At 26.2% G+C, this 11,685-nt stretch carries 11 protein-coding genes; 7 read left to right on the top strand and 4 right to left on the bottom strand.

Annotated elements, in window-relative coordinates:
- Nucleotides 1-35: 35 nt before the first annotated feature.
- Entirely contained in the window at nucleotides 36-767 is a 732-nt protein-coding gene (locus tag OF364_RS00750; protein ID WP_205851278.1) for a YebC/PmpR family DNA-binding transcriptional regulator, read from the bottom strand.
- Nucleotides 768-848: 81 nt separating this feature from the next.
- Between OF364_RS00750 and holA the strand changes: the two genes are divergently transcribed.
- From holA to msrB, 7 genes are all read left to right on the top strand, one after another.
- The gene (gene holA, locus OF364_RS00745; protein WP_263752546.1) at nucleotides 849-1,826 is read left to right on the top strand and encodes a DNA polymerase III subunit delta; all 978 of its coding nucleotides are present in this window, start codon (nucleotides 849-851) and stop codon (nucleotides 1,824-1,826) included.
- 15 nt (nucleotides 1,827-1,841) lie between these two features.
- A complete protein-coding gene (locus OF364_RS00740) occupies nucleotides 1,842-3,371 on the top strand; it encodes an alpha-amylase family glycosyl hydrolase (protein WP_263752548.1) in 1,530 nt (509 codons plus the stop codon).
- 102 nt (nucleotides 3,372-3,473) lie between these two features.
- Nucleotides 3,474-3,983 (top strand): MHJ_0274 family protein, encoded by a 510-nt coding sequence (locus OF364_RS00735; protein ID WP_205851276.1) that lies wholly within the window; start codon nucleotides 3,474-3,476, stop codon nucleotides 3,981-3,983.
- Nucleotides 3,973-4,875 (top strand): CDP-diacylglycerol--glycerol-3-phosphate 3-phosphatidyltransferase, encoded by a 903-nt coding sequence (gene pgsA / locus OF364_RS00730; RefSeq protein ID WP_205851275.1) that lies wholly within the window; start codon nucleotides 3,973-3,975, stop codon nucleotides 4,873-4,875. Before OF364_RS00735 ends, pgsA begins: the two co-directional genes overlap by 11 nt.
- 137 nt (nucleotides 4,876-5,012) lie before the next feature.
- The gene (gene rpmG / locus OF364_RS00725; RefSeq protein WP_205851274.1) at nucleotides 5,013-5,165 is read left to right on the top strand and encodes a 50S ribosomal protein L33; all 153 of its coding nucleotides are present in this window, start codon (nucleotides 5,013-5,015) and stop codon (nucleotides 5,163-5,165) included.
- Nucleotides 5,166-5,188: 23 nt separating this feature from the next.
- The gene (locus tag OF364_RS00720; RefSeq protein ID WP_205851273.1) at nucleotides 5,189-6,232 is read left to right on the top strand and encodes an aminopeptidase P family protein; all 1,044 of its coding nucleotides are present in this window, start codon (nucleotides 5,189-5,191) and stop codon (nucleotides 6,230-6,232) included.
- Between the two features lie 133 nt (nucleotides 6,233-6,365).
- A complete protein-coding gene (msrB, locus tag OF364_RS00715; protein ID WP_263773939.1) occupies nucleotides 6,366-7,322 on the top strand; it encodes a peptide-methionine (R)-S-oxide reductase MsrB in 957 nt (318 codons plus the stop codon).
- Nucleotides 7,323-7,370: 48 nt separating this feature from the next.
- Here the strand turns inward: msrB and OF364_RS00710 are convergent, their stop codons facing one another.
- From OF364_RS00710 to dnaG, 3 genes are read right to left on the bottom strand one after another with little or no spacing between them, the layout of a single operon-like run.
- On the bottom strand, nucleotides 7,371-8,216 hold the full coding sequence (locus OF364_RS00710) for a deoxyribonuclease IV (protein ID WP_205851271.1): 846 nt from the start codon (nucleotides 8,214-8,216) through the stop codon (nucleotides 7,371-7,373).
- A gap of 17 nt (nucleotides 8,217-8,233) precedes the next feature.
- Nucleotides 8,234-9,775: an RNA polymerase sigma factor gene (locus OF364_RS00705; RefSeq protein WP_205851270.1), complete on the bottom strand. Its 1,542-nt coding sequence runs from the start codon at nucleotides 9,773-9,775 to the stop codon at nucleotides 8,234-8,236.
- Between the two features lie 3 nt (nucleotides 9,776-9,778).
- On the bottom strand, nucleotides 9,779-11,680 hold the full coding sequence (gene dnaG, locus OF364_RS00700; protein ID WP_263773938.1) for a DNA primase: 1,902 nt from the start codon (nucleotides 11,678-11,680) through the stop codon (nucleotides 9,779-9,781).
- Between the last annotated feature and the right edge of the window lie 5 nt (nucleotides 11,681-11,685).

Genomic DNA, 11,685 nt, shown 5'->3' with positions numbered 1-11,685 from the left:
TAATCTAAGATTAATCAATTTTTTTGCTAATTATTTTATTCAAAAATTGCATTGTGTCAAACTTCTTGAATATCTTCATCGTCTTCTAAAAAATCTACAAATTTTTCTAATTGTTCTGCTTTTTCTGCATCAATTTCTATTTCTGAATTAGGAATATATGTAACTTCAGCAGTCGAATAATTTTCAATTGCCAAAGCTTCATCCAATGCTTGTTTAACTGCTTGAAAAGAAGAAGGTTGAGTTGTGATTATATATAAATCATCTTCCATCTTAAAATCTTCAGCACCGGCATCTAAAGCAATCATCATTACTTCTTCTTCAGAAGCTACATCTGAAGGAAATTCAATTAAACCCTTTTGGTCGAATACATAAGGTACTGTTCCTTGTTTACCTAGTTGACCATTGTATTTATTAAAATAATGTTTAATATTAGAAGCTAGTCTATTGAAATTATCAGTTAGACAGCTTACAACAAAGTTAATACCACCAAAAGCTGTACCTGAATATAAATACGCTTGAAAATTAACAGCTTCCTTAGATGCGCCAGATACTTTAGCAATGGCTTTTTCAATATTTGCCTTTGGCATAGATTTAGCTTTAGCTTTAGCAATTGCTAATTTTAGTGAGGGGTTTGAATCAGGATCGGGTCCACCTAAAGACGCTGCAACAATTATTTCTTTTGAAAATTTTTGAAACATTTTTGCTCTTTTTGAGTCCATTGCAGCCTTGCGATTTTTAGTTGTAGCTCATTTTGAATGTCCTGCCATTTTTGCTCCATTCTATAAAATAAATTTAGTAAATAATATTTGTTCATTATATCAAAAAATAAAGTCTTTATAATATAATACATGAACAATATGTATTTAATTAGAGGTGATGAGCAATATTTTATTAACCAAAAAATTGATGAAATATTAAATGCTGAAAAACAGGCTATTAAAGAAGAAATAGATCTTATAAAGTTCTATGATTTTTTTAGTATTGAAGAGTTTGCTGAAACATTAAGTAATCTAGGATTGTTTAGTGCTAAAAAAGTTGTTATTATTAAAAATCCATATTTTTTCAATTTAAAAAATAAAATTTCTAAGAGTGTTATTGATGAATTTGTACAATTAATAAAACAATTGAATAATGCTGGAAATTGCACATTCATTTTTAGTCAAGAAATTTATAAATATGATACTTCTTTTAGCCCCTCGAGCGCATATTTATTTGTATCTAAATTTTCTAAAATAATAGAAGCTAATAAACTTGAAGAACGTGAATTATTTGCATTCGTTTATAAGATGATAAAACAAAAAAATGCCACCATTTCAGAAATTACTTTGGCCAACTTCTTAGTTAATATGCCTAATAATTTAAGCTTAATCGAATCTGAAATAGATAAATTAATTTTAGTTGATAAAAATATTAGCCAAAAAATGATTGACGACAATAATTTTTCAATGTCTAATAATATTGATTTTGCTTTAACTGAAGCAATTTTAAAATGAAAAAATCCTCAGGATATTGTTAAAAAGATTCAAGAACAATTAAACTATGGAATTGATTCAAATCAAATTCTAAATCAAATTGCCTCAATTCTAATTAATTCAAAAAACATTGCAGTTTTAAAGAATACAAAACCTACTAATGATGAAATTTCGAAAGTTATTAATATTCATCCATATCGAGTTAAATTACATAGAGAGTTTTTAAATAAAATTGGTTTGAAAAAACTAGATAGTCTAATTACTAATATTGCCAAAATTGATGTTGAACTAAAACAAGGCAAAATTAAAGATGAAATATTTGTTGACCTGCTAACATTAGAATTTATAAAATAATTGGAGAGTACATTTATGGATTTATTTACTAAAAGAATAATATTGTATGAACTTAAAATAAATACATTTTTTGATACTAATGATAGTGGTGTGGGTGACTTTAATGGAATTTTAACTAAACTAGAATATTTCAAAAAATTAAATGTAAATTATGTAGTTTTGGATAATGTACTTAATCAATATCAAAATGAGTTTAATTTAGATGTTATTAGAACAAAATATGGCTCAGTTAAGGATTTTGTAAAACTTGTAAGAGGTTTTTATGAAAATAATATTAAAATAGCTCCAACTCTTGATTTAGTTTCAGTTAAACAATCATATATAAACTGATGCAATATGATGAGTTTATATAACTTAGATAAAGATAAAGAATCGCCTCAATATTTAACCAGATTAGATCCTTATTTAATTAATAAAGATATTCAAAAAATTTCATTGTCAGAAATTGCTAATTTCATTAGATACTTTGAAGAAATTTTAGATTTTTATTTGAAACTTGATATTAAAGCAATTGTTTTAGATAATTTTGAATTTTTAATAAAATCAAATTTGAAAGATGAAACCAAATTTCAATTTTTAGAAGATTTGTACAAAATTATTAAAAGAAAAAGACCTGAGATAACCATTATCTTAAAATCTAATACCGATAATGTAATATTATTAGAACAATTATTGCTAACTAAAAGTATTTGTTTTGACTATTTATATGTTAATTCGATTTCAACATTAAACAATAAAGAAGACCTTAAACATAATAAAAAAAATAACTTAAATTTTCAGCAATTATTTAAACTACTCGAAGTGCTGCTGAAAGATAAACGAGCAATCATTTCTCTAGGATCTGATTTGTCAGGAAGAATGATATCTAAATGAGGCAATGAAAAAGCTTATTTTAATGAATCGGCTAAATCTTTTTTTAGTTTATTGTATGCTGCTAATAATTCTATAGGAATTTATTATGGCGACGAAATTGGAATGTTAAGAGCAAAAATAAATAATAATTTTGATTTTAATAATGAAGATTACAATGAAGAAAAAAGATACTATCAATCTAAAAATATCAATTCTGAAGAGTATTTTAAATATCAATGATATTTCAATAAATGAACTTCATACACTTGAATGTCTTGAAATAACGATCGTTTTGCAGGAGCTACTAAAAGCAATCCCCAAAAAGTCCCATGTGCCCTAAATTATTCATATATCAATGTAAAGAATCAATTAGATAATAAAGAAAGTTCACTAAATTATGTTTATTTTTTAAATAAATTTATTTTTGATTCTGATTACACAGAATTTCTTAATTCAGCAAAATTGAATATTAGATACAATAAAAAAGGTATTTTTAAAATTACTAAAAAAAGTCGCAATAAACGAATTACATTTTTAATTAATATTTCTAATAAACATAACAAAGTTGTACCCTTAAATGAATATTCAATCTTATCTTCAACCTATGCCAATAAATTCTATTCAGACACACCTAAAACTCTTGGACCCTTTGAAAGTTTGATTTTATTTAAAGAATTTAAAGATCAAAAGTAAAAAGTAATTTAGCAAAGTATAATATACTTATTAAAAACTATTTAAATAGTATAATTTTGATATAAATTTGGCTATTTTATTTTATAAAGGAGAAAAAAAGCAATGCAGTCAATAATTTATGTTTTACTTTCGATTATATTAGCTTTTATTATTGCTTATATAATTTGAAAGTTTACCAAACCAAAAATAATAAAGAGAAAACAAGAAAAACTAGAAGCCAAGAAATTAAAAGAAGCATTGTCTTTATACTATGAATTTATTTTGACATACAATTTAATCATTAATTACACTGAAAATGAATTAGCGAAATTTGAAGCTAAAACTACAGATTATAAAATGGGTCAAATCAAGTTAGGTGCTAAAAGATTATTAAATATTCTAATTTCCAGAGAAGATTTTGCAATTCATTTTCATGGTGATAAAAAATATGAGGAATTTGTTACAAATGCTGAATTAATTACTTTAACTCAAGCTAATTTATGAGCTAAAAAAATTCCCAATGTGATTGATTTTTTTAAAGATCAATATAAACATGTTCCTGAAGGTGAAAGAAAACATGAATTAGAACAACTTACAAACGAATCAATAGAAAGAAAGTTTTATGAAGAATAAAAAAAATAAGAAAGATATGACACCAAATACAAATAAACCATTAAAAAAATTTGGTGTTGCAAACTGATTAACAGTTTTGAGAATGGTGCTAATGATACCATTTATTGCTTTGATGTCATCTGCATTTATTATTATGGTGCGTTTTGGTGGCACATTTTGATATGACAAAATTACACTAGTTGGTGACCAAACTTATAAAGTAGGTCTATCAGCCATTTATTGAGTAAGTGTAACCATTTTTATATTAGCAATGATTACCGATTTTGTAGATGGACACATAGCCCGAAAAACTAAAACAGTATCGCAATTTGGAAAAATATTTGATCCAATTGCTGATAAAATTGCTACTACTTTGATGCTAATATTTTTATCAGTAATGAACTATAGCTATTTACCACTTGCAATTCTATTTATACTAAGAGATATTTTAGTAGATGGAGCAAGAGTTTATGCTGTTAAAAAAGATATTAAAGTAGCTTCAAGCTGATGAGGAAAAGTTAAAACTATCATTGTATCATTTGCTTTAATAACTGTTGCTTTTTCAGCACCTTGAATGGTAAAAGAAACCAAAGAAGGTTCAGGTGAATGAATAGCAAATGATCTATTTATTTTATATGTAAATATACCTTTAATAATTGGTTTAGTGTTTTCTTGAGTAAGTGGAATTATATATCTATCTAAATACTTAAAAGGTATTTCTAAACAATATAATATTGATATTAGCGAACAAAAAGCTAAAGAAGAACTAGAAAAAATGACTAGTGATTCAATTCAAATTCCAACAGACTCTAATATTGAAACAGAAATTGAAATCCCAGAACAGCAAAATGAAAATAATCAAATATCTAATTCACAAAGAATTGAAAACGAAGATCCATTTTTTGAAAGCTAGAGCCAATCTAGCTTTTTTATTTAAAATTGAGCATTTAGAACTTACTAATAAAATGTAACATTATAAGCATTTTTAATATATAATTTATTATTATTTTTAATGCATATAATTGAGCATTTTTAAACACAGGAGGAACTATGCCTAGAGAAGGTTTAACACTAAGATGCGAAAAGTGTAAAATGGAAAATTACATTACTAAAAAGAATAAAAAATTACATCCTGAAAAAATGGAAGTAACAAAATATTGTTCGAAATGTAATGCTCATACAGATCATAAAGAAAAAAAATAATCAATAAAATTTAGGAGATTTAAATGTTAAAACAAGAATTAAATAAAATATTCGAAGAATCAAAATTAGATGCAATTATATCAGAGGCTCCACAAACAAGATTGTGATATGCTAATATTCAAACTTCAGATGGTTTTTTGGTTATTGAAAAAGATAAAGCGTTTTTATTTGTAGATGGTAGATATATTGAATATGCCACCAAAAACGCTAGAAATGTGGAAGTAATTTTATTAGAAAAAGATTCATTAGGGAAATTTTTAGCAAAGAAAAATTACAAAACTATTGGTATTGAAGAAGATTATTTACAAGTTCAAACTTTAGAATACTTCAAGACTTTATTACCAAAAGCTACAATCAAAAATGTTAAAGCAAAACAATTTAGAATTAAAAAAGATGAAGAGGAAATAGCAAAGATTCAAGAAGCTTGTTTAATATCATTACAAGCATTTGAAGAACTAAAGAAAATTCTAATCGAAGGAATGACCGAATTAGAAGCTTCTAATAAATTAGGATATTTAATGCGTTTATTTGGCGCTGAAAAAGAAAGTTTTGATAGCATTATTGCTTTTGGCTCTAATGCCGCTGAACCACACCACCATCCAACAAATAGAAAACTAGCTGATGGAGATATTGTCAAGGTTGATTTTGGAGCTCAATTTGAAGGTTGAGCAAGTGATATTACTAGAACATTCTTCTTTGGTAAACCAAAATCACAAGAATTGATTAATATTTTAGAAATTGTAACTGAAGCTCAAAAATTAGGAAGAGAAGCTGTAAGACCTGGAATTGAAAGTTCTGAAATTGATAAAATATGTCGTGATTACATTGAATCAAAAGGTTATGGTAAATTCTTTACACACTCAACTGGACATGGTGTTGGTATTGATGTACATGAAATGCCAGGTGTTGGTAGAAGAGCAGGTAATGTGGTGCTAGAAGAAGGCATGATAATTACTGTTGAACCTGGAATTTATGTTGAAGGTCTAGGTGGCGCTAGAGTTGAAGATACAATTCTTGTAACAAAAGACGGAGCTAGAGTTTTAAGTCGTCCTGAAGATTATAAATAAACTAATACCAAGATTAATTTAAGATCTTAAAAATACAAATTACATTCAAGCGCAATTAAATAATGCGCTTGATTTTTAAAACGAAAAATACTTAATATATTACAATATATAGACTTATATAAGGAGATAATAAATGATATCTAAAATTTATTTAGCAGGAGGCTGCTTTTGAGGTTTACAAGCATATTTTTGCAAAATTAAAGGAGTTATTAAAACTACAGTTGGTTATGCTAACGGTTTAACTAAAAATACTAGTTATTATGATCTTAAAAACACTGATCATGCTGAGGCTGTTGAAGTTGAATATGACAATAATATTATTAATATTGCTGAAATTTACGAACGTTTTATGCTTTTAATAGATCCTTATTCTCTAAATAAACAAGGAAATGATATCGGCAGACAATATCGCACAGGTATATATTATCTAAATGACTATGATCGAAAATGTGCCCTTTTAACTATAAAAATATATGAAAAAAATCGCAATAACAAAAAAACTGTTATTGAGATACAAGAATTAAATCATTTTATAAAAGCAGAAGAATATCACCAAGATTATTTACAAAAAAATCCATCTGGTTATTGCCACATAGATTTGACAATTTTAAACCAGCCATTAGCAAAATTTAGCAAACTAAACCAAAAAGATATTAGTTCTCTTGATTTGGATGATTTAAGCTTAAATGTAATGATAAACAAAGCAACAGAGCGTCCATTTAGTTCAAACTTGAACGACAATACTGAATCTGGTTTATATGTGGATAAAATTAGCAAAGAGCCTTTATTTTCTAGTGAAGATAAATACGATGCGGGCTGTGGTTGACCTTCTTTTACAAAACCTATAATTACCGATTCAATAAAATATGAAATTGATAATTCTCATTATATGAAACGAACTGAAACTCTTTCTAATATTCAAAATTCGCATTTGGGCCATGTTTTTAATGATGGTCCTAAAGATAAGGGTTCATTAAGATATTGTATTAATGGTGCTTCTTTAGAATTTATTAGTATTAAAGATTTAGAGAATACAATATATGAAAAATACTTACCTTATTTTAGAGAAATAGTAGAATTGCAAAAATAAAAAAGACACTTAATGGAAAAAAATGTCCTTAAGTGTCTTTTTTAGTATTTAGAACAAACTAGGTTCTTTTTTGTTTAATAATAAAGCAATTTCTTCTTTGTAAGGAGGCTTATTATTAATATAAGGTGTTTCTAAGATGATAGGAATATTATCAAAGTCTTTATCATAAATGAATTTTTGTAGCGCTTCTAAACCAATGTAACCCTCACCTATATTTTCATGGCGGTCTTTTTTAGAATTTAAAGGATTCTTAGAATCATTTAAATGAATTACTTTAATCAATTTCAAAAAATCATTCTTAATTAAATATTGTTTAAATTCTTGGTATTGCTTAATGTTGTAATTAGCATCCCAAATGTGACATGTATCTAGACAAATGCACACTCTATTATTATCTATTTCATTAATAATATCTCTTAGTATTTCAAATGTATTGCAATAATTTGAACCGTTGCCTGCCATCGTTTCTAAAGCTATAATAACATCACTAGTTCTATCTAGGATTTTTTTAATAGAATTAATCAAACTGCTTTTAGCTTCTTCAATTGTATAAGTGGTGTGAGCTCCGGGATGTAAAACTAAATATTTAGCACCAATATAATTCATTCTTTCAATTTCAGAAACTAAAAATTCAATTGAAAAATTAGCTTTAGCAGGATTTGAAGGATTAACAATATAAGGAGCATGTACAATAATATCTTCTGGCTTAATTTTAGAAGAATATAATCGCTTGTATTCATCAAGTTGATAGTTAGCTTTATCTATCCTAAAAGTTGTCTGTGGTGCTCCTAAATATATCATCATACAATTAGCTCCATTTTCAATAGATTCTCTAGCAGCTTCTACTAAATAACCGGGCTTTGAAAATGAAATGTGACTTCCGATTTTAATCATAATTAATATCCAAATTTCTAGTCTAAATCGTAACTTTCATTCATATAAAATTCTTTTAATCTTTTACGCTTTTGTGGGTGTTTTAGTTTTCTTAAAACTTTTGATTCCAATTGACGAACTTTTTCTTTGCTAATACCTAATTCTTTTGATAATTCATCTAAAGAATGAGGACGATATTGTTCACCATTAGGGTCAGCTACTCCATATCTTTTTCTAATCAATACACGATCAGCTTCATCACTTAAAGAATTTATCATTTCATTTAAAATAACACTAAGTTCTTCTTGACTAGCGAAATTTGTAGGGCTAATAATACTTTCATCCTTAACAAAGTCTGAGAAGTTAGAATTTTCTTCTTTACCAATATTTTTATCAAGTGAAATTGGATCAATATTTATTTTTCTAATATATCTAACTCTTTCAGCAGTGAAATCTGGACCATAAGCTTTCGCAATTTGTTCATCAGTAGGAGGATAACCTTGTTCTTGTTGTAGCTCACGTTCAATTTTTAAGATTTTATTAATTGTTTCAACCATATGAACTGGTACTCTAACTGTTCTAGCTTGATCTGCTACTGCTCTTGTAATTGCTTGTCTAATTCATCAAGTAGCATAAGTTGAAAATTTATATCCTGTTTTATAATCGTATTTTGAAACAGCTTTCATAATTCCTAAATTTCCTTCAGAAATTAAATCAATAAAACTAAGCCCTCTATTTTTGTATTTTTTGGCATTATTAATAACAAGACGTAAGTTTCTATTTACTAAATGGTCTCTAGCTTTTTTGAACCGATATTCATTACCTGCTGCTTTAGCATTTTCCATTTTTTCAGCTAAATCGCGTTCTTCTTTAGCAGTTAGTAATTTACCATATTTACCAATTCAACGCATGTATCACTTAACAATATCATTAGTTTCGGTTAATCTATTTGATAAATTGTCATTTTCAGAATTACTTTTTTTGCTATCTATTCTAATTTCCTGATTCTCAAAGTTTTTTAGTAATTTAGAAGCATCAAATTCATCACCCTTTTTATTTGATTTTCAAGGTAGTTCATCATAATCGTCATCGTAATCGTCAAGCCCATATTCACTAAATTCATCGTCATCGTCATCAGATAAATGTAAACTATTTGAAATATAGTCTTGGTCTTCGTCGTATATTTCTTCTTCTTTTGGATTAATTGGTAAATTATCACGTGGGACAACAGTAGAATCGTCATATTCTGAATCTACATCAATTTCTTCATTATCAATGTCTTCACTATCTATTTCTTTTAAGTCTTTTTCATCTAATAACGAATCTTCTAGCAAACCAAGAACATCATCTTCATCGCCCTCATCAACATCATTAACAACAATTTTTCTTTCAAGTAATTTCATTAAAAGCAAATCAGATTCTTCTTCATCTACAAATAATTTTTTCTTTTCGATAATGTTAAAAACTTCTTCTTGAGATAAACTCTTTTTTGAAGCATTCTTTTTTTGAAGTTTTTTAAGTTCTTTTTCGATAATTTGGATTGTTAATTCTATTGAATTCATTAAGTCTTTTTCTTCCATAATTTATCCTTTCTTTGTAATCAATTCTTTAGGATTATGTTTGTGTTTTTGTTCGATTAGTTCCTTGATTTTTTGGTCATAGACATCTTTTTCAAGAATACTTTGATTATTTAAGGCTATATTTTTTAGTGTTTGAGCTTCAGCTAAGTATTGGCTGTATTTATTTTTCAATAAATCATTAGTTGTTTTTTTAATATCTTCTTCAAGAATTGGAATGATATTATCAATGCTAATTTTGGTTCCTTTTTTAGATTTAGCAATAATATAAGAAATAAGTTCTCTAGTAGGCTGAACTATTTCATCAAAAGTTAAAAAATGAAACTGTTCATTTGTAAAGTTTTGAGCAAAATTAGGTTGACTTAAGGTTGCTATTAAAATATCATTTAATAAATTTCAATGTGGACTTAAGCGTTTTTTCAGTTCTATTGATTTAAATTTTAAATTATTTAGCGCCAGACCATTAATTTGAGCATTAGGTGCAAGTGATTCAATATTTAAATTAGTTGCATCAACATTAAAATATGAATCAATTGAATTTTGGTTGGTTTGTTTTTGTTCAGAACTTGATTTTTTATATTCTTTTAGCTTAGAAATAAAATACTTATCTGAAGGAAAATTTGGTTTAGCAAAATCTTTTAAATATGATTCAAATAATTTAGATTCAATGATTTTATTTTCATCTAGTTTATTTTGCAATGTAATAACCAATTGTTTATTGATGTAATAAATATATTCAAATAATATTTTATATTTTTCAAATTTCTTAGATTCTGAAATATTTGAATCATATATTCCTTTAAAGGAGTTATATAAATATTCAACAATATCAATTTTATTAAGTGCAATTTGCCTTAAGGTTTTACCTTCATCTAGTTTATATAAATCATCAGGATCTTTGTTTAAAGTGTTATTTATGAAATTAACATTTAGTTTATATTCTTGGGCATAGTATAAAATAATTCTTAAATTTTTAAGTGTTGCATTAATACCAGCTGTATCATTATCGAAAAACAAATTAATTGTTCGATTACTTAATTCTTTTAGATGAATAGCAGATAAGGACGTTCCCATAATAGCAACAGCATTTTTAATGTCAATTCGATATAAAGCGATGCAATCAAATTGACCTTCAACCAAATAAACTTCGTTAGTTTTAATTATTTCTTCTTTAGCATGATAATAATTAAACATGACTTCATTTTTTTTAAAAACAATTGTTTCAGAGCTATTTAAATATTTAGGATCTGATTGATTGGTAATATCTCTTCCCGAAAAAGCTACAACGTTTCCAAATTTATCATGAATTGGAAATATTAATCTATCATTAAAAAAATTAACATTATCATGTGAAGAAATTAATGATGAATTAAAAATAGCAAAAGATTCAAAATTTAATTCTTTTAATTTATCATAAATTGATTTATTCTTAGGTGCAAAACCAATTTCAAATTCTTTAATAATTGATTTTGTTAAATTTCTTGAAGCTAAAAATTCATCTAGTGCCTCATATTTTTCAAAAGTAATTTGATATTTAAAAAAATCCAAAGCAGCATTATTAACTTCAAATATTTTGGTGTGTTCTGAAGAAATATTTGAGCTATTTAAATAACTACCAAATGCACTAATATCTAAATTATTTTTATGTGCTAAAAATTTTAATGCTTCAATTCCTTTTAAATTTTCGATTATTTCTATAAATTTAATAACATTTCCGCTTTTATTGCATCCAAAACATTTAAATATTCCTTTATCTTTGCTAACGATAAAGGAAGGGGTTTTTTCACCGTGAAATGGACAACAAGCCTTGTAATTTTTGCCTTGCTTTTGAAGTGATACATATTCACCAATTACACTTATTATGTCTACATTAGATGTAATAAATTCTCAAATGTTTTCTTTTGTCATTAAAC

This window comes from Mycoplasma enhydrae, assembly GCF_025779955.1.
Lineage (GTDB): Bacteria > Bacillota_I > Bacilli_A > Mycoplasmatales > Metamycoplasmataceae > Metamycoplasma > Metamycoplasma enhydrae.
The sequence above is the reverse complement of the archived record's forward strand: the minus strand, read 5'-3'. Positions and strand labels throughout refer to the sequence as shown.